The organism is Lentzea chajnantorensis (genome assembly GCF_054300775.1).
Map to the genome: position 1 here is coordinate 5453134 of NZ_JBSDZT010000002.1, position 22656 is coordinate 5475789.

Here is a 22656-nt window from a genome sequence, read left to right on the forward strand (position 1 = left end):
ATCATGATCAGCTCTGGTGCGGACGGACGGGCAGCCCTGGCGACGGTCTTGGCAGACCGCGTCCGTCGTGGAGCGGCCGAGACGGCTTTGGTGGACAGCACCGGAACCGTCCTGTCCTACGCCGATCTCGGTGCCCTCGCCTGCACGTGCGATGAGTTCTTCGGTCAACGGCACGCGGAACGGGTCGCCATCGTCGGCGCGGCGTCGATCGAGGTCAGCGCGTTGATCGCGGCGTGCTTCTGGACGGGGCGGACCTTCATGGTCGTCGACGAGCAGGAAAGCGACGCCGTGCGGCGGCAGCTCATCGACCAGTTCGGCGCCGACGTGGTCCTCCTGACCGGCTCATCCGCCCGCACCACACCCGCGAACCCGACGAACGAACCGGTCACCGTCACCGGGCGGGACCTGAGTGAGCTCGCCCGGCAATGGGACGACCACGCCGTGCTCGAACACAGCGAACGCATGGCGATGCGGACACCTCGGGCGGCCGCGTACTGCGTCCGGACTTCCGGCACGACGGCGGAACCGAAGCTGATCGAGATGAGCCGGGCGGCGATCGAGCAGTACTGCGTGGAGTTCATCGCCAGGTACGGCCTCGCGCCCGGCCACCGCCTGGCGGTGTGGGCGGCCCCCACCTACGACGCCCACTACTGCGAGCTGATCCCGGCCCTGGCCAGTGGTGCGGTGGGCGTTGTCGCGCCGATGTCCATCCGCGGTGACGGGGACGCGGTGCTGCGGTGGCTGAGCGAGGAACGCATCACCCACTTCGAGACCACGCCGTCGATCCTGAGGCGGGTGGCGTCCGCCGCGGTGCGGCCCGAGGCGTCGTGGCCGCCGTCCCTGACGGAGGTGATGTGCGCCGGCGAGCGGTTGGACCCGCGAGTGGCACGGCAGGTCTTCGACGCCGCGGAGCTCAGCGGGACCACGGTCAGGCTGCACAACGAGTACGGCCCTTCGGAGTGCATTCTGCTGACCTGGCACCAGGTCACGGCGGAGGACGCCGACTCGGGCGACATCCCGGTCGGTGCCGCGATCGCGGGACGGACGCTGTCCATCGAGCCGTTGGACGACCACACCGGCTCCTCGGCCCGACACCCCGGCGAGATCGTGGTGGAGTCTCCGTACCTGTGTCGCGGATACGGGTCGGAAGAGGCCGGCTCGCTCGTCGCCTTTCCGTCACCTCGCGGCGTCCCGCTCTTCCGGACGGGGGATCTCGGCCATCTGGACGACCGCGGTCGTCTGCGGTTGTCGGGACGGCGTGACCGGACCGTGAAACGACGCGGTGTGCGGATCAACCTCGACCAGGTGGAGGCGGTGCTCCACGCGCTCCCCGCCGTGGGGCAGGCGGCCGCTCGAGCCGACGAGGCGGACGGCCAGGTGCTGATCCACGTCTGGGTCGTGCCCTCCGACGGCAGCCTCGACCGTGACGCGGTCCTGACGCAGATCGCCGAGACGATGGAGGTCCGCCTCGTTCCCGACCGGGTGATGATCTGCCCGCAGCTGCCGCGCCTGCACTCGGGGAAGGTCGACTACCGGTCTCTGGAGGTGACCGGCCCCGGCGACGGACAGGCGGAGGTGACGGCGGACGAGACGACGGTGAAGGCGGTCGCCGAGGCGTTCGAGCGGGTACTGCCCCGCGTGCCCGCGACACCCTCGACCGACTTCTTCGCCAGCGGCGGGCACTCCCTCCTGGCACTCGAGCTGAGCGCCCACCTGGAGCGCGAGCTGGGAGTCAGGCTGACGATCCGCGACTACCTGGCCCACCCCACGGTCGCCGGGATCGCCGGTGTGGTGGACCGCACCCGTCGTCAGGCTCCGCGCTCCGCGCCGACCGCTCCCCTCCTGGCCCCCGATGACGAGCTGACCTCCACCGAACGGCCGATCTGGGTGTGGAGTCAGCTCTTTCCCGGCGACGGTGCGCTGAACGTCGTCGGGGGGTTCACCACACGTGCGGCCGTCACCGAGCAGCGCCTCCGGCACGCGCTGTCGGCCTTGCTGGAGGACGTGGCCCAGCTGAGGGTCCAGTACGTCCCCGGCCGCGACCGCCCACGACGGGTCGTGCGCGCGGCAGGCGTCGCGCGGGTCGACGTGCTCCAGATCTCCGCATCCGCTGACACCTTTCCCCAGCCGGAGGTGGACGGCATCGTCTACCAGCCGTTCGACGTCGGGGCGGATCAGCTGGTCAGGGCCGTGCTGGTCCGCTCGCGCACGGAGCCCGCACCGGTGGGCGTCCACCTGATCGCCCACCACCTGGTGTGCGACGGAGTGAGCATGGGTCTGCTGGTGGCGGAGTTGCAGCACCGCCTCGGCACACCGGAACACCGGACATCGCTGTCCTCGCAGTGCGTGCTGCCCCCCGCGAGACCGGATGCCCGTCTCCTCCAGGCCGCGGCCGGGCACTGGTCCACCGTCAGGCGTGAGGTGGCGGCGCAGCCGTACGACGAGCGGCTTCGCCCGAACGATGCCGCCGCGGGAACGTCGAGCGTCCAGTGGCGACTGCCGACGCAGCCGGTCAGGGAACTCGCGGACGAGCTGTCGGTGAGCCGGGCGGCCGTTCTCATCACGGTGATCGCCACCGCGGTCGGCCGGGTGCTGGACCGGGACCAGGTCGTCGTCGAGACGCCGGTCTCGACGCGGACGCCGGACCAGGTGCGCTCGATCGGCAACTACGCGGTCGACGTGCCCCTGCTGGTCGACGCCTCCTGCCAGGGCGTCACCCGCGTCGTCGACGCGGTCAACCGCGACCTGCTGGCAGCCGTCGACTTCGCGGCGCTGGTGCCGGGGTTCGGCAGCGTACGGCCGGGACAGGCGTGGGCACCCGTCGGCGACGTCGTCGTCGTTCTGGAGGACCAGGTACCCGCGCCGGCCGTCGAGATCGACGGCGTGACGAGCTCGGCCACGCCGCCCGTCGGCTCGCCCCCGCGCCACGCCCTCGCGTGCTACTTCCGGACCGGCGCTCTGGCCGAGGACATCACCTGCGTCATCACGGGCCGCTCCGACGGTGGACTGGCACGTGCTGTGCGTGCCGAGGCCGACGCCGCTCTCACCGCCATGACCACAGCAGTTCTCAACGAGGAGGCTCGGCGATGGCCGACGTCGTGATTCGGCCCGGTGAACGCCGGGAGATCGAGCACCCGCAAGCCGGGCTCTTCCTCTCCCCCGCCGCCGGTGCTCGGGACGAGGCGGATCGATGAGGGCGATCGACTACCCGAAGGTGCTGGAAGAGGTCGAGGCCTGCTGGCGCGACGTCGCGCCGGCCTCCGCGAAGACGCTGGCACCACACGACAACCTCTTCGAAAGCGGTGCCGACTCGTTCACCTTCATCCGGCTGGTGCGATCAGTCGAAGCCACGTGCGAGGTCACGCTGCCGCTGCTCGAGGTCTTCGAGGAACCGCGGCTGGCCACCATCACGCGCTGCGTCATCGAAGCGAGGAGACGCTGAGATGGCAACGGTTCTGCCCGCCACCGCAGCCGAGTTCGGCCTGTGGTACCAGGAACAGGCGGCGGCACTGCCGGGGCGCCACCTGTGCCTCGCAGCCGCGGAGCCGCGCACGGGGACGCGGGTGGGCCTTCGCCACGCGGCGGACGCCATGACCGCCGTCCTGGCCGGTCACCCCGAGGCACTGGCACGGTTCGCGGTCGACGAGCACGGCCTGCTGCACAAGGTGCTCGAGTCGCCCGCGGCAACGCCACCCGCGAAGTTCCTCACGTTCCCGGCGGAATGGTCGCGCACGGACGTCATCGCCCACTTGACCGGGCTGCCGACCCCCCTCGCGACCGGGCCGCTGGTCCACCTGGCCGCGCAGACCGATGACAGGGGAAACGCCGCGCGGCTGTTCGTGCTGGCCCACCACATCGTGTGGGACACGCGTTCGGAGGAGGTCTTCTGGACCGAGGTCGACCGCAGGCTCACCGGGCCGGGGGAAGGCGGCGTCAGCCCTTCGGTGCACCACGTCGCCACGCAGGACCACGCCCTGCTCGTGACCGACCCACAACTGCACCTGACCATCCCGAACGAGGACCGCGTGTGGGAGCGGCTCGCGGCCGCGGCGCGGCGAGCCGGGGTCACCCCGTTCGCCTGGACGGTCGGGCACCTGGCGGCCGCGGCGGCGGTGTGGTCGGAGCCGGCGACGATCAGGGCGTACATCGACGTGGACCTCCGCCCGCTGGCCGGCACGTCCCCCGACACGATGGGATTCCACCTGTCCCAACTGGACATCGCCACCGTCGACCGCGGTACGTCCGGTGCGGCCGCGGCCGCCACCGTCCACACGGCCGTGCTGCACCGGCTGGACGCCGCCGCGCGGCGGGGAATCCGTCCGGACAGCGAGACCACCGGCCACGACGGTCACCCCGTCAAGTTCTACTTCCGCCACATCCGGTACCAGAACCGCCTGCACAACCTGCGGCCCGTCGCCATCCGCCTGCCGGTGGCACGCAACCAGCTGTCGGTGGGCGTGACCGTCACCGACACCGGCCTCGACCTGACGGTCACCGCACGACGCGGCACCGCCGACAGCACCGATGTCGAGCGGTTGGCGCGGCTGGCACGTCAGCACCTCATCTCGGCGGCGGCACACGGCGAAAGGATGGCCGACGATGCGGCATCTCAGGCTCGACGGTCCACCGGAAGTGTGGTGGCACGACAACTCCGCGGCGCTCACGGAGCACCTCCGCCGTGACGGCGCTGTCGTCATCGACGGCGACGGGCTGTGCCAGGACGTGGCGACCTTCCAGCGACTCGCCGCCGCGGCGTGCGGACCGCTCACCAGGGACAACCCGGAGCACACCGGCGTCGATGACGACCCCACGGGCACGGTCAACAGTCCGACCCCGTTCTCCCGCACCAGAAAGCTGCTGTGGCACAACGAGAACACGTTCGCACGCCGGTGGCCCCGGCGGATCGTCTTCGGATGCCAGGAGATCGGGGACGGTGGACAGACACCGACCGCGGACATGACAGCCGTCTACACGCGACTCAGCCGCGCGACCAGGAACGTGCTCGCCACCGGGGTCACCTACGTCCGCAGGCTGGGCATGGACCTCGGGCTCGACTGGCGTCAGGTCTACCGCACCACTGATCCCGCCGCCGTCGAGCGCGCCTGCGAACGGGAGGACACCACCTGGAGGTGGGACGAGCGCGGCGGCGTCCTCACCACCGAGCAGCGGCGACCGGCTGTCATCCTCGACCCGGCCACCGGCCGGCCCTCGCTGACAGCACAGCTCCTGCATTGGCATCCTCGCGCGCTGGACGAGGACCTCTACGATTCGCTCCGCCTGCTGTACGAGCCTCACGAGTTCCCCAAGGGATGCCGGCGTGGGGACGGCGGGCCGATTCCCGACGCCGTCGTCGACGAGGTCATGGGAATCTGCTCCGACCTGGAGGAAGTCGTGCCCTGGCAACCGGACCGCACGATCGTCGTCGACAACCTGCGCCGCAGCCACGCGCGCAACCCCTACTCGGGTGTGCGTCGCCTGCTGGTCGCCGCCGGCGATCCCGTCGACTGCATGGAACTGGCGCGGCCATGACCACGTTCGCGCACAACCTCGTCGGAGGCCTGGCCGGTTCCACTGCCGCCGCGGTCGTGGAACAGGGCGTGGTCACCACCCACGCACAACTGCTGTCGCAGGCACGCGAGGTCGCCGTCCACCTGCGCCGGCGCGGGGCCGAGCCGGGGGCCGTCGTGCCCATCCAGGCGGCGCCGAGCACGACCGCTCTCGTCCAGGTCGTGGCGATCCTGATGACCGGAGCCGCCTTCGCTCCGATCGATCTCCGCATGCCGCCCCGCACCGCCGCCAGGATCGCCCGTCTGTGCGGTGCCGACTTCATCCTCGGGGCCGCCGGCGGGACGACCGACGGCGTCGTCCGGCTCAGCCCGCGGGACCTGGCCGGCGACCCAGGCCCGCACCGCCTCATCCCCACGGTCCCGAGGGACACCTCGTACGTGATCTTCACCTCGGGCACCAGCGGCGAGCCGAAGGGAGTCGTCGTACCCGAGTCCGCCGTGACGGCCTACCTGGGCTGGTCGATGCGCGAGTACGACTGCACCCGAGGGTGGGGGGCGCCGCTGTTCACCTCGCTGGGCTTCGACCTGACGATCACCAGCCTCCTCGGACCGCTGCTGAACGGCAGACGGGTGGAGGTCCTCGATCCGTTGCGCTGGCCGCTGCACGTCGCCAACGACCCCGGCATCCTGCAGGGCGCCAGTTTCGTGAAGATGACGCCGAGCCAGGTCACCGTGCTGTGCGAGCTGCTGGAGGCGCGTGGGGCCCGGTACTCGATACCGGTCCTGGTGGTCGGAGGTGAGGCCCTGTACGGGCCCGGTGTCGCCCGCTGGCGCGAGAGCCTCCCCGACACGCTGGTGGTCAACGAGTACGGCCCTTCCGAGGCGACCGTGGGCTGCTGCCGCTACACCGTGCCCGCCGACTGCACCAGTCACGAGATTCCCATCGGGACCGCTCCCCCTGGCGTCGAGCTGAGCATCGAGGGACCGCCTTCCCCGGCTGGAGACGAGTTCGAGGAGGGCGAGCTGGTGATCACCGGGGTGCAGGTCGCGACGGGTTACCTCACCGCCTCGGAATCGGAATCGGGCGACGTCACGGCTCGCGGGCGGTTGCGACCGTTCCCCGGTCCGCCCGGCAAGCGCAGCTACCGCAGCGGAGATCGCGTGCGGCGCGACCACGACGGGACCTACACCTACCTCGGCAGACTGGGACGGGAGGCGAAGGTCGCGGGCTTCCGGATCAACCTGGCCGCTCTCGAGTCGCGCCTCAACGCCTTCCCGGGGGTGGTGAGCGCCGCCGTCCAGGCGGACGAGGTGCACGGCCTCCGCTCGGCCGTGGTGACCCGGGACGGCGGGACGACCCAGGAAGACCTCCTCGCACACCTGCGCGAGACGTTCCCGTCCTACGCACTGCCGAGCTCCATCCGGATCAGCACCCAGGTCAGCACCACAGAACGTGGGAAGTCGAGCGTGTCATGGGAATAACGGGAAAGATGCCGGCCACCCCGATCACACCGTCCGATCTGGACAGCGACCTGACCACCGGGCTGAGCGAGGAGCAGTCCCGGTACGTCGACGAGCGGCTGAGGTCAGCCGGCCGTGTCCTGTTCCGAGGATTTCCCCTCAATACCACGGCCGACTTCGCGAAGGCGGTTCAGGCGCTCGGCGGCGAACCGCTGCCCTACACGGAACGCTCCACACCGCGGAAGCAGCTCGAGTCCGGGATCTACACGTCGACCGAGTACACCCGTGAGGAGGAGATCTTCTTCCACAACGAGAACTCCTACCAGGCGACCTGGCCGAGCAGGCTCTTCTTCTTCTGTCAGCAGCCTCCCGCCTCGGGTGGGGCGACGCCGCTGGCCGACGTCCGCCAGGTCACCGCCTCGCTCGACGCGGGCGTCGTCGAGGAGTTCCGCCGGCGTGGCTGGCGGCACATCCGCAACTACCATCCGCAGATCGGCCTGCCGTGGAGCGAGGTGTTCGGCACCACGAGCCGCGAAGCCGTGGATCGCTACTGCGGAGAGAACGGCATCCGGACGCACTGGAACAACGACGGGACCCTCCGCACCGTCGCTGATCGGGTGGCCCTTCACCGCCATCCGGCAAGCGGCGACGAACTGTGGTTCAACCACATAGCCTTCTTCCACTGGACGACCCTTCCCGAGCGGGTCGTCGGAGTCCTCGAACAGCTCTTCGGCAGGGACGGCCTCCCCAACAACACCGTCTACGGCGACGGGGAGGAGATCCCCGCGGAGGTGTGCGCGCACGTCCGCGAGAAGTACCGCGAGGCGGCGACGCGGTTCGACTACCGGCAAGGCGACCTGCTGATGATCGACAACATGCTGACGGCTCACGGACGCGAACCGTACGAGGGGCAACGACAGATCGCGGTGGCGATGACCTGACGCCGGCGAAACCTCTGCTCAAGGCTCATCGAGAGCGAAGAAACCGATGTCAACCCGCGATGTCGACGAAGAGGAGCTGCAATCGTGCCATATGTCCTGGGAGTCAGTGGGCTGGGCCAGAGCCAGCCGTACATGCGGCAGTCGTTTCCGGGGCTGGGCGAGCGCGTGTACCGGCTCGCCCAGGGGGCGGACTCGGCAGCGGCTCTCGTCACCGAGGACGGCATCGTGGCCGCCGCGGCCGAGGAGCGCTTCGTGCGGCGCAAGGGAACCGGGGAGTTCCCACGGGCCGCGATCGAGTACGTGCTCGACGCGGCGGGCATCTCTCCGCGTGACGTGAGCGCGGTCGCGCACAACTTCGACTTCGGCCGGTACCAGACGTACTTCGAATCCGAAGGCGCGATCGAGGAATACCAGAACGTGTACGCGCCGGAGGTCATCCAGCGCGACCTGTTCGCGGCATTTCCCAGGGACCTCTGGAGCGACGACCTGAAGGTCATCCCGGTCTTGCACCACCAGGCCCACGCCGCCAGCGCGTTGCACTGTTCCGGCTTCGACTCCGCCGATGTCCTCGTCGCCGACGGGGTGGGCGAGTTCGAGAGCACCTCGCTGTACACCGGCGGACCGCGGGGACTGCGGCTGCGCGGCCAGGTGGGCGGGCTGCACTCCATCGGACTCGTCTATGGGCTGGTCACCATGCACCTGGGCTTCTGGATGAACTTCGACGAGTACAAGGTCATGGGACTGGCGCCCTACGGGGACCGGCGGCGACTCCGTTCGGCGTTCGACACCCTCGTGCTCCGCCACGACGACGGCCGTTACAGCACGCCACTGACGTACCTGAACGAAACACCGCAGGAGCGCTTCACCTACCAGAAGTCACGGGACCACCTCGCCTCGGTCCTCGGCCCGCCACGGGAACCGGGAGCGAGCCTCGATCAGCACCACCTCGACATCGCCGCCGCGCTGCAGGCCGTGACGGAGGAGACCGTCGTCGGTTTCCTCGCGGCGCACCAGGACGAGCAGTCGAGCGAGAACCTGTGCCTGGCCGGCGGCGTGGCCCTGAACTGCGTCGTCAACCAGGCCATTCGCAAGAGCGGGAGGTACCGGCGGCAGTTCGTCCAACCGGCGGCCGGCGACGACGGAACGGCGCTGGGTGCGGCGCTGGCGGTGGTCGAGGAGGGCACCGAGGCGCCCCGCAGGCGAGTTCGCCCGCGCATCGGGCTGCCCTACCTCGGTCCGGCTTTCACCTCGGAGCGCATCCAGACCGCGGTGGAACGCGCCGGCCTGCGCTGGCGACGGCTCGAAGTCGACGACCTCGTCGGTGAGGCCGCCGCGCTCCTGAACGACGGAAAGGTCGTCGCGCTCTTCCAGGGCCGGATGGAGTACGGCCCGCGCGCGCTGGGCAACCGCAGCATCCTCGCCGATCCGCGAACCGTCGAGATGAGGGACCGGATCAACTCGATGGTCAAGCAACGGGAGGAGTTCCGGCCGCTCGCCCCGGCGGTCCTGGTCGAGTACGCGAAGCAGTGCTTCGAGATCGACGATCCCGAGGAGTACCTGTGGATGATCGAGACAGTCGATGTCCGCGAGGAGTGGCGTTCAAGCCTCGGGGCGGTGACGCACGTCGACGGCACCGCCCGGGTCCAGGTGGTGCGACACGAGGACAACGAGCTCTACTGGCGGTTGATCGACGCCTTCCGTGCGGTCACCGGCATCCCGGTCCTGCTCAACACCTCGTTCAACTCGCGGGGGGAGCCGATCGTCTGCTCACCCGAGGACGCGGTCGCGACGTTCTCCCGGATCGACATCGACGCGATGGTCATGGGCGACCTCCTGGTGTCGCGGTAGGAGGGCGGGCGGATCCGTGGATCCCCGTGGCCAAGGCACATCTCGGACCTCAGGAGGCACCCGTGCGAACCATCGATGAAACCCAGGAGCTGATCTCGAGCATCTGGGTCGAGCTCCTCGGCCTTGACGCACCGCCTGACCGCTCGGCGCACTTCTTCACCATCGGCGGCGACTCGATCCTGTGCGTGCGCTTCGTGGCCATCGCGTGCACCCGGGGTGTCGAACTCACCATCCGCGACGTGCTGGAAGACGACGAACTCGAGTCCCTCGCGGCACGAGCACGTCCGGCGAAGGAGCGATCGTGAACAGCCGGGGTCGCGACACCATCTCCGAGTCCGTCCGCGCGACGCTCTGCGCGGCAGCCGAGGCCAGCGAGGCGTTCGAGGTTCCGGACCACCGATGGGCGCGGATACCCGCGCTGGGCCTGGTCTCTCCGGCGGATCGCCGACGGCTGCCGGCCGGCGCCGAGGACGCCTTCCCGATGAGCGAACAACAGGCCGCGATGGCCACCCGGATGCTCATGGCCGCAGCACTTCGAGACCGCGGCGCAGTCGGTGTCCCGGCCTACCACAACGTCGCGACCTCACATCTGACCGTGCCTCGCGTGGACCCCGCGGCCTTCGAGGAGGCCGGGCGCGGCCTGGTGCGGGAGCACGAGATGTTCCGGTCGCTGCTGGACCTGGACCGCTACTCACGCCCGATGCAGGTCGTGCTGGACCACGTCGACCGGCCACTGGTGACGGTGCACGACCTTCGCGGGCTCCCCCACGGTGAGCAGCAACACCGGTTGGCCGAGTTCGCCGATGCCGAGAACGCGCGGACCATCGACCTGACGGATCCGCCCCTCGTCACGCTCACGGTCCACCTCCTGAGCGATACGGCGATCACCCTGACCCTGACCGAGCCGCACGCGATCGCCGACGGGTGGAGCACCCACCTGAACCTGGTGGAGTTCCTGGACCGCTACGTCGCGGAGCTCACCGGGCGGCCACCCGAGCGGCCGGCGTCGTCCGGCGCGAACGACTCGCCCCGCTTCAGGCTCCGCGAGCACAGCGCGCAGCAGCTCTTCCAGTCACTCACGGTCGCCGACTCGCAGTGGTGGAGCCAGTACCTCTGCGGACTGGAACCACGGCCGAGTGCCGAGTCCACTCGCGACTGCCACACGTGGCAGGACTCGGTGGAGATCGTGGGCAGGGAGAACCGGATGCTGAGCCGGCTCGCGGCGAGCTCTTCCGGGGTGAAGGCCGTGCTCCTCGCCATCCACCTGGAGGCGCTGGCACGACTGGCCGGCGAGCGGAGGATTCTCACCGGCGTCCCCGTCAACACCCGGCTCGCGGTACCGAACGGCGTGGACGCGCGGGGGATGTTCCTCAACGTCGCCCCGCTGCGAGTCGACGTCCCGGCACCGGGCAGGGAGGCCGTCGCCCTGGCGCACCGGCAGCTGATGCAGGTCACCATGCGCGGCCGGACTCCGCTGGCCCAGCTGGCCCGCACCATCGGCCGGGCGGTGGTTCCCGCTTCCCTGTTCGGTTTCAACAGCTTCCACAGCATCGCCGGTGTCGCGCAACGGCTCGACCTGGACACGCTGGAGGCGTTCGACGACTGGTCCCACACGGACTTCCCGTTCGAGGCCAGCTTCAACCGGAGCGAAGAGGTAGGTGAGCACATCCGCGTTCTGCTCTACTCCGAAGCCTCTTCACACACGCGCGCCGACGCGACAGCGGCGTACCGCGACGCCATTGCGCGGTTCGCCCGGATCGAGGAGTGAGTCAGCCGGCTCCGGCGGCTCGCGTCGCCGGAGCCGGTTCTCGCGAAGCGAACGCCAAGGTCGCGCGAGCTGCCTGCTCAAGCATCTGTTGTGCCCACGTGCCAACGGACAGCTGGGACCTGCTGGCCGCCTCCGTGATCATGGCAAGCTGATCGTCGGTGACATCCAGCTGCAGTTTCGGTGCCACGCCGACGTCTTCACGCCCGGCGTCCGTGGTCACCCCGGCCGCGACACCTCGGTCAGCGAGGTCCTCGCCGCGCGTGGAGAGGCTGGCGCGCACCTCGCGCCGCAGGTCGTTCCTCGACCAGCCGAACAACTCCGCCTTCCGAAGCCAGTAGTCCTGCTCCGGCCCGGGGAGACCGGCGACCGCGGCGTGGTGCTCGAAGCTCAACCCGGCCCTCCGTCTCGCGTGCGCGAACTTCCTGGCGACCCACGCGTAGTTGCGCAACGTCTTGTAGTCGAGCGCGGTCTGCTCGACGGCACTGCGGTAACGCCCGGTGAAGCGGGTTTCGCCGTAGATCAGCCAGTCACCCAGGCACCACGCCGAGTTGCTCGCGACCTCGGCCAGCCTCTGGCCGATCCCCAGCCAGTTGTCGAAGGGCATTCCGCTTTCGAGGCGCAGTCCCGGCGAAGGCAGCGTGGCGGCGCCGGCCGTAGTGGTGTCCGCGGGCAGGGGCGGGAACTGCGATGGCACTCCTGACTTGACTTTCATTGCCCATCCTCGCTGAATATGAAGCAGTTAGCGGGAGTCACCAGCAGCGTGATCCGGTGAACACGGTCACGGTTGGTCGTGAAGCTCACCCCGATCGCCGAGTTGCGGGGCGCGTACCCGAGCGTGTTGAAGTATTCGCCGAGGTCGAATTCCAGCCGATACGCTCCCCGCGGCAGTGAAAGCTCCCGCAAGCTCAGGACCTGCCCGCTTTCGTCCGCTCGACCAGTCCACCGCCGCACTGACCCACCATCGGACTGTCGGCTGAGGCTGACCGCGAGTCCGGCGGCCGGCCTTCCGTAGATGCCGTCGATGACCCGGACAGAGACGCTCATGACAAGACTCGACCCTCCTCGTGACCACAAGTCGAGAGCCGGCCCTCGCGGACATCCGACTCACACGTCCGACCATGGAAGGCGCCGGTCCTGCTCCGCTCTCACGGCGCTCCTGCCGGGCCCCTCCCGGATCAGTACGCGGAGACCGCGCCAGTAGTGGCGTGAGAGCGACGTCCGACAACGTGGCCGCATGCCCAACCGCCCACAGCTGTCCGTGGTGATCCCCACGACCGCCTGGCGATCCGCTACTGCTACCAGGAGGACCAGGGGTACCGGCCGGCCAAGGCGCGGAACACGGGCGCGGCACCGCGGACCTTCCGGCCGGGGCACGCGTGGCGGTCTTCGGCAGCGGTGCGAGCGTGCCCGGCCCGCCAACAGCTTCGACCGCGAAGCCCGCACAACCGTTTCGTCGTAGTACCCCAATTCGGCGTGGCATGCACGAAAGGCTGACAATGATTACCATCACCGGGCACAGTCTCACCATCCACGACGTGGCACGGGTGGCGATCAACCGGGAGACGGTCGAACTCGACGAGCAGGCACTTCAGAGGGCACGTGAGGCGCACGAGCGAATCACCGAGTGGGGCATGGACCAGCGCCCGATGTACGGCGTGAACACCGGTTTCGGCGAGATGGCGCACGTGACGGTGCCCGCCCGCTACATGAGTGAGCTGCAGGTCAACCTGCTCCGCGGGTGCGCTGCCGGCGGCAGCGAGGTGTTCGACGAGCCCGAGGCCCGCGCGATCCTGCTCGCCCGGCTCAACTGCCTCGCACGGGGCTACTCGGGCGTCTCGACGGAGACCCTGTCGCTGATGGCGGATCTGCTCAACCACGGCATCACCCCGGTGATCCCCAAACAGGGCTCCCTCGGCGCCAGCGGCGACCTCTCCCCCTTGAGCCACATGGGACTCCCGCTGATCGGCGAGGGAGAGGTCTTCTTCGGCGGAGAACGCGTGCCCAGCATGGACGCGTTGCAGGCCAACGGTCTCAAGCCCGTGGTGCTGGGATACAAGGAAGGTCTCGCGCTCAACAACGGGACCTCGGCCATGACCGGGGTCGCGTCGATCGCGCTCCTGGAAGCCCAGGAGCTGCTGGAGAGCGCCGTGCTCCTCGCCAGCGTCGTGATCCAGTGCCTGCGCGGCTCCGCGGCGGCCTACGACGCGCTCGGGCACGAGCTGAAAGGCCATCCCGGTCAGATCCAGGTCGCCGATCGGCTGCGGTCGCTGCTGGCCGGCAGCAGGCTCACCCACAGGCACGCAGAGCTGATGACGGCCATCGAGCAGCAGACCGGTGACAACGACGCGGTCACCGACACCGGGATCTACATCCAGAACGCCTACTCGCTGCGCTGCGTGCCGCAGATCCTCGGCCCGGTCGTGGAGACCATCGCGTTCTGCCGCGGCATCGTCGAACGCGAGCTCAACTCGTGCAACGACAACCCGCTCGTGTTCGCAAGCGCGGACACCTCGTTCCACGGCGGCAACTTCCACGGCCAGTACGTGGCGATGGCGTGTGACTACCTCGCCATCGCGCTGACGGAGATCGGCGTGCTGGCCGAGCGCCAGATCAACCGCCTCGTCGACCCGGCGACCAGTGGCACGCTGCCGGACTTCCTCGCGCTGACCGACAGCGGACTGTCGTTCGGCCTGATGGGCGCCCAGTTCCTCGCCACCAGCGTCGCCTCGGAGAACCTCGACCTCGCGGCCCCGTCGTCGGTGAAGACCATCCCGTCGAACGGCCAGAACCAGGACGTGGTCAGCATGGGCCTCAACGCCGCGCGCCGGTGCCTGCAGCTGTCCGCCAACGTCTCGACGATCCTCGGGGTGCTGGGCGCGGCGTGTTACCAGTCGGCGCACATCCTCGGCGCGGAGCAGCTCAGCGAGCCGGGCCGGCTGTGGTTCGCGCACACCTCGCAGACCGTCAGGCCGCACGACGAGACGATCCCGGTGAGCACGATGCTGTCCGGCGCGCGCAGCAGCCTCCTCAGCCAGGAGGGCGCCGAGCTGGCGCACAAGTACGTCAACCTCGCGTGACGAGACACCGTGCCGGGACGCCGTGCAGCGCCGCTACATCGCCCGCTTCGAGACCTGTTAGGACCGTCCCGGACGGTCAGGCGCGCTCGACGGCGTCGGCCTGCGGGCCCCGGTCGCTCTGCCGGATGCGGAAGCGCACCCGCTCGCCGGCCACCAGGGGCTCGCCGGAGACCACCGACACGTGCACGAACAGGTCGGGGCCGCCCGCGTCGGGGGTGATGAAGCCGAAGCCGCGGTCGCCGTCGTAGCGGGCCACCGTGCCGTCGCCGGCGCGGGCTGCGGGCCGGGCGGCCGGACGGGCCTGGCTGGGGGTCGCGGCGGTGTCCACCGGCTCGCCTGCGGCCACGAACCGCACCTCGCGCGCCTGACGACCCTGGTCCACGGTGACCGTGGTGAACGAGACCCGGTCGCCCTCCACCGGCAGGTACCGGTCGTCGACCAAGGCGCGCTCGTGCAGGAAGACGTCGCCCGCCCCGTCGTCGGCGGCCACGAAGCCGAACGACTTCTCCTCGTCGAACCACAGCACGGAGCCGTCGGCGCCGTCGCCGGGGGCGACCAGAGGGGCGCGGTGGACGCCGGCGTCGAAGCTCAGCGGCACCACGTGCTGGGCCTGCGGACCCTTCTCCCCCGCCGTGACGACGAAGGCCACCCGCTGCCCGGCCGCGAGCACGCCCCCGGTGACGATGGCGGAGGAGTGCACGAACACCTCCGCACCCCCGCCGTCCGGCGCGGCGAACCCGTAGCCCTTGGCCGGCTCGTACCAGGAGACGGTGGCGAGCACGCCCAGGGTCGCGTCGGGCGAGGCGTCCCCGGTGACGGCGACGTGCAGCGCCTGCGGACCGCGAGGTCCCTCACCGGTCTCGAACTCCACGGTCTGGCCCTCGCGCAGCGCCCGTGCCGCACCCTCGCCCTGCACCTGCGAGACGTGCACGAAGATGTCGGGGCCGCCGTCATCGGGGGCGAGGAAGCCGAAGCCGCGCTCGAGGTCGTACCAGCGGACGGTTCCCTGCTGCACTGTGCACTCCTGGTCTAGCGGGTGGTTGAGGGTCCAGTGTCCCAGGCGCATGAGATCCCGGTTGACCCACCAGCGGTGTTGGAGTGTGCGCGCACTACCGGGCGGCTTCAGGTAGAGGGTGACGTGTGGGAGCCACACGGGTGGGCGTGTCCGGTGTTTCGCGGAGGCCCACGCGTCGGTGCAGGTGGCGCATCGGTGCGGGAGCCCACCACGCGTGGCGTCCGAGCAGTCGCATGCCGACCGGCATCAGCACGCCGCGGATGAGGGTGGCGTCCAGCAGGACGGCCAGTCCTGCTCCGATGCCGAACATCTGGACGAAGCTCACTCCGCTGAGGGCGAACGCGAAGAGGCTGACCGCGATCAGTGCCGCGGCGGTGGAGACGAGCCGGCCGGTGCGGGACATTCCGGTGATCACCGCCGAGTGGTGGTCGGCGCCCTGGTCGTGGGCCTCCTTGATGCGGCTCACCACGAACAGCTCGTAGTCCATCGACAGTCCGAGGATGATGGTGACCATCAGCACCAGCATGCAGATGTTGAGCGGTGACGGGGTGAAGCCGAGGACCGGTGCCAGCCACCCCTCCTGGAAGACCAGCACCAGCACACCGAGGGTGGCCGACAGGCCGAGCACGTTGAACGCCACCGCCCGCAGCGGTTGCAGGAGGCTGCCGGTGAACAGGAACAGCAGGGCGAACGTGGTGATCGCGATCAACGCGAGCGCCAGTGGCAGCCGGCTTCCGATGGCGTCCTGGCTGTCCGCCAGGAGCGCTGCCTCGCCGCCGACCACGACCGAGGTGCCGGGCGGTGCCGGCAGCGCGCGGATCGCGCTGATCAGCTCGCGCGCCCGCGCCGAGCTGGGTTCGAGTTGGGCTGCGACGAGGAGGCGCTGGCTGTCGGCCCGGACGAGCGTGGCTCCGGCGGGGACCGGTCCGCTGTCGTGACCGCGGACGAACGCTCCCGCGCTGGAGGTCACCTGTGCCACACCGGGGAGCTCGGAGATCCGGCGTGCGTGGCCGGCCACCGCGGCCGGTGTGGCAGTGCCCTGCACGACGACCTGGATCGCCCTGCCGTCCTCGGTGCGGAAGTGCCCGCGCACCACCTCGCCCACCACCCGGCTGTGTGCGGAGCTCGGGAGCACCCGGTCGTCGGGCATGCCGATCTCCGCCCGTGCCAGCGGCATGGCTGCCAGCAGCAGCAGGACGATCACCGGCACCCCGGTGAGCAGCGGCCGCCGCATGGCCGTGTCGGCGAGCCTTCCCCACAGGGCCGACCCGGAGCCGAGGGGGTAGCGGTGCGCCCACGGCAGGCGGCCGGCGTTGACCTTCGGTCCGAGCACGGTCAGCACCGCGGGCAGCACGAGCACCGCGCTGATCATGGACGCGGTGACCACGCCGATCCCGGCATAGGCGAAGGAACGCAGGAAGTACATGGGGAACAACAGCAGCACGGAGAGCACGACGGCCACCGTGACGGCGCTGAACACGATCGTCCGGCCGGCGGTCTGCACGGTGCGGATCACCGCGGCGGAGGGGTCGAGCCCGGCGGCCAGCTCCTCGCGGAACCGGCTCGTCATCAGCAGCGCGTAGTCCACGGCCAGCCCGAGGCCCAGCCCGACGGCCATGTTGACCGAGTAGATCGACACGTCGGTCACCGACCCGATGACCGACAACCCGGCGATGGTGCACACGATCGCGGCACCACCCATGAGCAACGGCAGCGTCGCGGCCACGACCGTGCGGAAGGCGAGCACGAGCAGGAGCAGGATCACCGGAACGGCGATCAGCTCGGCCAGCAGCAGATCGGCGGCCAACTGCTGGTCGGCGTCCAGCTCGGCCGCCGCCGAGCCGCCGATGTGGACGGTGATCGGGCCCCGGTCGCCGGCATAGCGCTCACGCAGCCGCTCGACGGTGTTCTGGTTGTCCGCGAAGTCACCGGAGAACTGGCCGAGGGCGAGCGCGTGCCGGCCGTCGTCCGAACGCAGCTGCGGCGTCGCGGTGGCGAAGTAGGAGGTCACGTCGGACAGCACCGGGTCGGTCTTCAGGCGCGCGGTCAGCTCGCCGCCGGCTTGCCTGACCGCCGCGTCGTCGACCGTGCCGGTGCGGGCGGTGATCAGGACCAGGGCGTTGACGTGCCCGCCGAACCGCTCCTCGATGAGGGTCTGCGCCCGCCAGGACTCCGAATCCGGATCACCGAAACCGGAGGTCGTCAACGCACCGGAGGCGGTGAGACCGAGTGCCCCGGCGCAGATCACCACCGACACACCTGCCACGAGGACGGCGCGTGCGTGCCTGGTGACGAACCGGCCGATACCTCTGAACACGCAAGGACTCCCTCTGCGTCGGATGCCGGTGGACCGCTTGGCTGTCGCATCGGGAAGCTATTGCCACCGGGTTCCGCGCGCTCTTCGTGCCGCCCGATCGAGCGTCCCTCCAGAGGGTGCGAACGCAGAAGATCAACCGAGAGCGTGACCGTGTCACGGTCGGCGTGGACTGTGGTGCTCAGACGAACCACGTGCCGCCGCGGCCGGCCGGTGACACATCGGCCAGGGCGACCTCGCCCGAACCGGTCGACACCTGGAGGAAGTAGGCGCTCAGATGAGTCGCGCGCTGGCTCTCGACCAGCCGGGCGTAGGACTCGCGGACCCGGTCCGGCTGGGTGTGCGTGGCGGCGGCGACCGCCGTGATGAGCCGTTCGCAGGTGTCCGTGCCGGTGGTCAGCGGCGAGTGGGAGACCACCGTGCAGCGGATGTCCAGGTCGTGCTCGCGTGCTGCCGCGGACAGCCAGTCACCGAAGCGCCCCGGTCCGCCGTCGGTCAGCGTCATCCCGACCAGGTGCGCCCGGCCGCGACCGGTCAGGGCGTCCGGGAGGCCGGCGAGCACCCGTGAGGTCACCAGCAGGCCGTCCTCACCGCCGTGGCCGACACGGGGCGCCGGCAGGTCCGCCACCGGGTAGGGCAGGGTCGGCGGGTTGGCGACCACCAGGTCGAAGCGCCGCCCGGCGACGGGCTGGTACAGGTCGCCGGAGAGGACTTCGACGCGGTCGGTCAGCCCGTTCAGCGCGGCGTTGAGCCGGGTCACGCGGGCGACTCGGGGGTCGAGCTCCACCGCGGTCACCTGCGGTGCGAAGCGGGCGCAGTGCAGCGCGTGCAGCCCAGGGCCGGCGCAGAGGTCGAGGCACGCTCGGGTTCCCTGCGGCGTCAGCCGGCTCAGCAGTGCCAGGGAGTCGTCACCGAGGTAGCACAGCGGGTCCGGCTGCGGACGGTGGCAGATCAACCAGCTGCCGGCGACGAGCAGGACGGCGAGGCCGTCGGTGTCGACGCACCCGTCCGGCCGCTCGACGAGCACTCCCGCCGCCACCAAGCCCGCCACCGACGCGGCGAGGTCCGGCGGCAGCGCGTCCGGGTGCACAGCGCGGCCCAGCAGCAACAGGTCCACGACGGCACGCAGACCCGGTGCCGCGTGGTCGCGTGCGGCCCGCCACGCCCGCGGGTCGAGGACGGACGGGGTGAAGCAGGTCAGGAACTCGCCGTACCCGGTTCCGGTGAGCACCTCGCTCAACCGCTCCACCGCTGCGATGGCGGCGTCCTCCGACGGGGAGGTGCCTGCCTGGGCCGGTGTGCGCAGGACGAGGCCGCGGTCGGTGATCCGCTGGACCAGGCTCTCGACGCCCGGCGCCGCCTCGCCGTCCCGCTGTCCGACGGCCGCCCGTGCCGCGGCGGCCGTGGTCCTGCCGTCGCACAGCAACAGGTGCGCGAACTCCTGTTCCGACAGCTGCAGCGAGGCCGCGAACTCGTTGAGCCGGGCGACGGCGATCCCCTGGCCGGAGAAGAAGAAGTCGACGTCGAACTCCAGGGCGGGCAGCACAGGGCCGGTGGCGCGGTCGTCGTCGCGCACCGGGACCAGCGGCACCCTCGCGGGTGCGGGGCGTCCGATGAGGTGGTGCTCCGCCCAGGCGAACACCGCCCGCGCGAAGGCGACGCAGCGGGTGGCGTGGGCCGCGGCCGACCGTGGTTCGGGTCTGGCCGGCGCCCGGTGGAGGTCCCAGAAGAGGCGGTCGGCGGGCAGACCGGTGCTGCGCGTCCACAGAGGACGGTCCCAGTCGCCGGGCAGCCGGGCCAGCAGCCGGGTGCGCCACTTGGGGTTCGGGTTGGTGAGGTGGTGGGCCGCGAGCAGGCCGTCGACGGCGTGGCCGAGGAGGTCTTGCGCCGCCAGCACGCACGTGGCGTCGTCACCCTGGCCGCGGTAGCCGACCAGGTCGACCTGGACGGTGCGCGCGAGGTGGCGCGCGACCTGGAGTTTCAGCCTCGCCACCGAGGCGCGGTCCGGCCGCCAGGACCACGGCGCCGGACCGGGGCCGGGCGGGTGGACCACGAGCCCTTCGAGCAGGCGGTGCAGCAGCAACCGCTCGCCGTCGTCGAACGGGGCCAGCTCGACCAGGTTCCACGGCAGGCACGCCCAGTCGCGCAGGCGGTGGATCAACGACTCGACTCCGGCCCGGTGGAGGATCCGCAGGTCGACCATGCTGTGCCCGACGGCCCAGCACAGCTCGTCCTCCGCGCGGTCGGTGTCACCTTCGCCGGGGACGAGGATCAGGTCGAGGTCGGACTTGTCGTTGCCCAGCCCTTCCACCAGGGAGCCGACGGCGAGGACCAGGTCGCCGGGGCGCAGGCCGACGACGTCGTCGATGCCGGCCAACAGGGCCGTCTGGTCGGTGCCGCACCGGGCCAGGCACGCCGTGAGCGCCGGTGACGTCTCCGTGGCGCTGCTCACGAGCGGCCGATCCCGATCTGGTGCAGGACGGGTTCCGGGTCGCCCGCTCTCGCGCGGCAGGTCGGCCGGCGGGCGCAGCACGCGACCGAGCAGTCGAACACGTTCCCGCCCAGCTCCTCGGTGGTGATGGTGTTGAAGTCGTGCAGCCGCTTGCGGAACAGCGCCGCGAACCGGCCGGGGTCGGCGTTCCGGCCGATCTCCTCGACGAGCACGGCGGTGTAGGCGATGTGGCTGAGCTCGTCGGTCAGCAGCGCGTCGTGCAGCCTGGTGATCTTGTCCTGGTTCTCGGGCGGGCAGTGGACGGCCAGGACCGGGCGCTGCATGGCGTGGTGGACCGTCGTGCGGATCTCGGCGATGTTCATCTGGAGGAAGTCGTCGATCGTGGGCACCCTGGCGTACGGGGACCCCGGGACCGGGAACAGCTCCCGCCGCATGGTGAACCCCGGTGACAGCTGCCGGAAGCTCGGCACGGAACTCCGGCGACACCGCCCCGGGGAAGGTCAGGTCGAGCAGCGACAGGTAGATCAGGGAGTGCCTGGACTCGTCGCAGGCGTGGCGCTTGAGCAGGCGCTGGTGGCGCGGGTCGACCGCGCAGGCCGCGAGGGACCACAGCCGCCGGGAGCCGTCGCCCTCCCGCTCCGCGTTGGTGATCAGTGAGATGCCCATCCACCTCGGTTCGACCGACAGGCTGCGGTAGATGAGGCCGTACTCCGCCGTGCCGAACGGTGGCGGTTCGTCCCGCAGGGCTTGGTCCAGCGCCTCGAAGTAGCGCGGGCACCCGGCATCCGGGTAGTGGGTTCGAACCGCCACCTCGGCGATGGACCGGATGAGGTCCGTGGAGGGTTCACGCCCGAGCAGAGTGTGCGCGAGAACAACGTCCTGGGACATCCGAACCTCACATCCTCGCGATCGGTGCTGGGGCCACGTTCGGCCAGACGGTGTGGCGGTCAGACGGCCTGGGGCTCGGCGTCGAACGGTGAGTTCATCGCGACGAACGCCATGTCGGCGTCCGGGTACTTCTCGCGGATCTGGTCGAGCGTCGACTGGTCGAGCTGGAGCTCACCGTTCTTGATCCGACCGGTGAGGACCAAACCGGTGCGGTTCTCCTGAATGGTGCTCGCCGCGCTCGCGAGTTGTTCCACATCGGCCGCGCGTTCCTGGTTAGCCATCGGGATCGCCTTTCATCAACAGAACGTCGAAATGTGAATTGCCCGGTTTTCCGAGCGTACTGCGGTCAATCCGGGCCGACAAGGGCGCGTGGCCCATTATTCGCAGCCGGGCGTTTTTACATCCGATTCGGTGATTTCGAAGTACTATTTCGGCGGATGGCACCCAGGTGGTGGGGAGTGGCGTCACCGCCGGTGATGTCGCCGGCACCACCCGGGGGTAACTCACAGAGGTGGCCGCTGGACAGCGGGCCGGGCACCGATCCACGTCCGCAACATCAGCCGACCCGCACCCGCGCCGGGCCGGTCCTGGAACGCGGTCCTGCCGTGCACGACCGCCCTGTTGTTGACGACGACCACCTGGCCGGGTTCCAGGCGGTGACAGGTGCGCAGGTCCGGGCGGGACAGCAACGCGTCCAACCGGTTCATGGCCCGCGTCTGGGGCTCGGACAGCGGGGGGACCCCCGGTCGGCGGTGCGCGCTTTCGATGTACTCGCGCAGGTAGGCGATCCGCGCTTCCCCGCGGTCGAGCTCCAGGACGGGGCGCGGCACGGTCACCGGGTGGCCGGGGCGGTCGTCCCGCGTGTCGAAGTGCACCGGCTGCCGCAACGCGGCCACCGACTCCGGCTCCGACGCGAGCAGTTCGCGGACCAGGTCGGCCACGTGCACCAGGACCAGGGCCCCGCCTGCCGCCGCCTGCCGGACGCAGTGCAGCGCGAAGTAGGCGGGCACCTCGCCGGGCCGGTGGATGCCGTCGGTGTGCAGGTGCCCGCCCTGCCGGGTGTCGGAGTAGCGGACGGTGGGTCCGCTCTCCAGCCGAACACCCCGGTCGCGCACCTCGCGGACCACCTCGCCGTCGAAGGTCTGCGGCAGTGGCCTGCCCAGCGCCACCGACAGCGCGAGCAGGAAGCGGCGTGCCGCGGACTCGTCGAGATGACCGAGGCCGGACAGCAGGAAGTAGCCGGGCCCGGTCACCAGGTGCCGTTCCTCGCAGTCGCGCACCGCCCTCGCCAAGGCGGCGCGGGAGGAGGGGTCGTCCGTGACCACCCCGTCCACCAGCCGCTGGTCGAGGTGGTGGATCGGGGTGGTCTGTTCGCTGTCGTCCAT

General features: G+C 70.4%; 18 protein-coding genes and 1 pseudogene. 10 read left to right on the forward strand and 9 right to left on the reverse strand.

The features are described 5' to 3' along the window. Positions 1-3 precede the first annotated feature (3 nt). The 9 genes from ACVDFE_RS26990 to ACVDFE_RS27030 all read left to right on the forward strand — a co-directional run bounded on the left by ACVDFE_RS26990 (position 4) and on the right by ACVDFE_RS27030 (position 11525). On the forward strand, positions 4-3102 hold the full coding sequence (locus tag ACVDFE_RS26990; RefSeq protein ID WP_458432334.1) for an AMP-binding protein: 3099 nt from the start codon (positions 4-6) through the stop codon (positions 3100-3102). Positions 3103-3190: 88 nt separating this feature from the next. Further along, positions 3191-3442 (forward strand): acyl carrier protein, encoded by a 252-nt coding sequence (locus ACVDFE_RS26995; RefSeq protein ID WP_360383519.1) that lies wholly within the window; start codon positions 3191-3193, stop codon positions 3440-3442. A gap of 1 nt (position 3443) precedes the next feature. Further along, on the forward strand, positions 3444-4682 hold the full coding sequence (locus ACVDFE_RS27000) for a hypothetical protein (protein ID WP_458432335.1): 1239 nt from the start codon (positions 3444-3446) through the stop codon (positions 4680-4682). Next, entirely contained in the window at positions 4600-5529 is a 930-nt protein-coding gene (locus ACVDFE_RS27005) for a TauD/TfdA family dioxygenase (protein WP_458432336.1), read from the forward strand. The genes ACVDFE_RS27000 and ACVDFE_RS27005 overlap by 83 nt, the downstream gene beginning before the upstream one ends. Further along, positions 5526-6989: an AMP-binding protein gene (locus tag ACVDFE_RS27010; RefSeq protein ID WP_458432337.1), complete on the forward strand. Its 1464-nt coding sequence runs from the start codon at positions 5526-5528 to the stop codon at positions 6987-6989. Before ACVDFE_RS27005 ends, ACVDFE_RS27010 begins: the two co-directional genes overlap by 4 nt. Positions 6990-6997: 8 nt before the next feature. Beyond that, on the forward strand, positions 6998-7909 hold the full coding sequence (locus ACVDFE_RS27015; protein ID WP_360383531.1) for a TauD/TfdA family dioxygenase: 912 nt from the start codon (positions 6998-7000) through the stop codon (positions 7907-7909). An 84-nt stretch (positions 7910-7993) separates the two neighbouring features. Continuing rightward, positions 7994-9757 carry a carbamoyltransferase family protein gene (locus tag ACVDFE_RS27020; protein ID WP_458432338.1) on the forward strand — a complete coding sequence of 588 codons (1764 nt, stop codon included), beginning with the start codon at positions 7994-7996 and terminating at the stop codon, positions 9755-9757. Positions 9758-9819: 62 nt separating this feature from the next. After that, a complete protein-coding gene (locus ACVDFE_RS27025; protein ID WP_360383537.1) occupies positions 9820-10062 on the forward strand; it encodes a phosphopantetheine-binding protein in 243 nt (80 codons plus the stop codon). Next, entirely contained in the window at positions 10059-11525 is a 1467-nt protein-coding gene (locus ACVDFE_RS27030; protein ID WP_458432339.1) for a condensation domain-containing protein, read from the forward strand. The genes ACVDFE_RS27025 and ACVDFE_RS27030 overlap by 4 nt, the downstream gene beginning before the upstream one ends. Before the next feature lies 1 nt (position 11526). Here the strand turns inward: ACVDFE_RS27030 and ACVDFE_RS27035 are convergent, their stop codons facing one another. Then, a complete protein-coding gene (locus tag ACVDFE_RS27035) occupies positions 11527-12237 on the reverse strand; it encodes an LmbU family transcriptional regulator (protein WP_458432340.1) in 711 nt (236 codons plus the stop codon). Further along, a complete protein-coding gene (locus tag ACVDFE_RS27040) occupies positions 12234-12569 on the reverse strand; it encodes a hydroxyisourate hydrolase (RefSeq protein WP_360383546.1) in 336 nt (111 codons plus the stop codon). Before ACVDFE_RS27040 ends, ACVDFE_RS27035 begins: the two co-directional genes overlap by 4 nt. Positions 12570-13021: 452 nt before the next feature. Between ACVDFE_RS27040 and ACVDFE_RS27045 the strand changes: the two genes are divergently transcribed. Continuing rightward, the gene (locus ACVDFE_RS27045) at positions 13022-14602 is read left to right on the forward strand and encodes an HAL/PAL/TAL family ammonia-lyase (protein ID WP_458432341.1); all 1581 of its coding nucleotides are present in this window, start codon (positions 13022-13024) and stop codon (positions 14600-14602) included. A gap of 76 nt (positions 14603-14678) precedes the next feature. Here the strand turns inward: ACVDFE_RS27045 and ACVDFE_RS27050 are convergent, their stop codons facing one another. The 7 genes and pseudogenes from ACVDFE_RS27050 to ACVDFE_RS27080 all read right to left on the reverse strand — a co-directional run bounded on the left by ACVDFE_RS27050 (position 14679) and on the right by ACVDFE_RS27080 (position 22656). Next, positions 14679-15383: a cold shock domain-containing protein gene (locus ACVDFE_RS27050; protein ID WP_458434401.1), complete on the reverse strand. Its 705-nt coding sequence runs from the start codon at positions 15381-15383 to the stop codon at positions 14679-14681. A 30-nt stretch (positions 15384-15413) separates the two neighbouring features. Continuing rightward, positions 15414-15617, reverse strand: a pseudogene (locus tag ACVDFE_RS27055) (cold-shock protein); the annotation flags it as partial. A gap of 94 nt (positions 15618-15711) precedes the next feature. Then, on the reverse strand, positions 15712-17934 hold the full coding sequence (locus tag ACVDFE_RS27060) for an MMPL family transporter (protein WP_458432342.1): 2223 nt from the start codon (positions 17932-17934) through the stop codon (positions 15712-15714). Between the two features lie 178 nt (positions 17935-18112). Continuing rightward, on the reverse strand, positions 18113-20383 hold the full coding sequence (locus ACVDFE_RS27065) for a methyltransferase (RefSeq protein ID WP_458432343.1): 2271 nt from the start codon (positions 20381-20383) through the stop codon (positions 18113-18115). Next, on the reverse strand, positions 20380-20853 hold the full coding sequence (locus ACVDFE_RS27070) for a hypothetical protein (RefSeq protein WP_458432344.1): 474 nt from the start codon (positions 20851-20853) through the stop codon (positions 20380-20382). Before ACVDFE_RS27070 ends, ACVDFE_RS27065 begins: the two co-directional genes overlap by 4 nt. Positions 20854-21330: 477 nt before the next feature. Further along, positions 21331-21552 (reverse strand): hypothetical protein, encoded by a 222-nt coding sequence (locus ACVDFE_RS27075; protein WP_360383559.1) that lies wholly within the window; start codon positions 21550-21552, stop codon positions 21331-21333. Between the two features lie 222 nt (positions 21553-21774). Further along, positions 21775-22656: a TauD/TfdA family dioxygenase gene (locus ACVDFE_RS27080; protein ID WP_458432345.1), complete on the reverse strand. Its 882-nt coding sequence runs from the start codon at positions 22654-22656 to the stop codon at positions 21775-21777.

Coding starts and splice junctions, on each gene's coding strand:
- ACVDFE_RS26990 (WP_458432334.1), top strand. CDS start 4: ATGATCAGCTCTGGTGCGGACGGACGGGCAGCCCTGGCGACGGTCTTG.
- ACVDFE_RS26995 (WP_360383519.1), top strand. CDS start 3,191: ATGAGGGCGATCGACTACCCGAAGGTGCTGGAAGAGGTCGAGGCCTGC.
- ACVDFE_RS27000 (WP_458432335.1), top strand. CDS start 3,444: ATGGCAACGGTTCTGCCCGCCACCGCAGCCGAGTTCGGCCTGTGGTAC.
- ACVDFE_RS27005 (WP_458432336.1), top strand. CDS start 4,600: ATGCGGCATCTCAGGCTCGACGGTCCACCGGAAGTGTGGTGGCACGAC.
- ACVDFE_RS27010 (WP_458432337.1), top strand. CDS start 5,526: ATGACCACGTTCGCGCACAACCTCGTCGGAGGCCTGGCCGGTTCCACT.
- ACVDFE_RS27015 (WP_360383531.1), top strand. CDS start 6,998: ATGCCGGCCACCCCGATCACACCGTCCGATCTGGACAGCGACCTGACC.
- ACVDFE_RS27035 (WP_458432340.1), bottom strand. CDS start 12,237: ATGAAAGTCAAGTCAGGAGTGCCATCGCAGTTCCCGCCCCTGCCCGCG.
- ACVDFE_RS27040 (WP_360383546.1), bottom strand. CDS start 12,569: ATGAGCGTCTCTGTCCGGGTCATCGACGGCATCTACGGAAGGCCGGCC.
- ACVDFE_RS27045 (WP_458432341.1), top strand. CDS start 13,022: ATGATTACCATCACCGGGCACAGTCTCACCATCCACGACGTGGCACGG.
- ACVDFE_RS27075 (WP_360383559.1), bottom strand. CDS start 21,552: ATGGCTAACCAGGAACGCGCGGCCGATGTGGAACAACTCGCGAGCGCG.
- ACVDFE_RS27080 (WP_458432345.1), bottom strand. CDS start 22,656: ATGGACGACAGCGAACAGACCACCCCGATCCACCACCTCGACCAGCGG.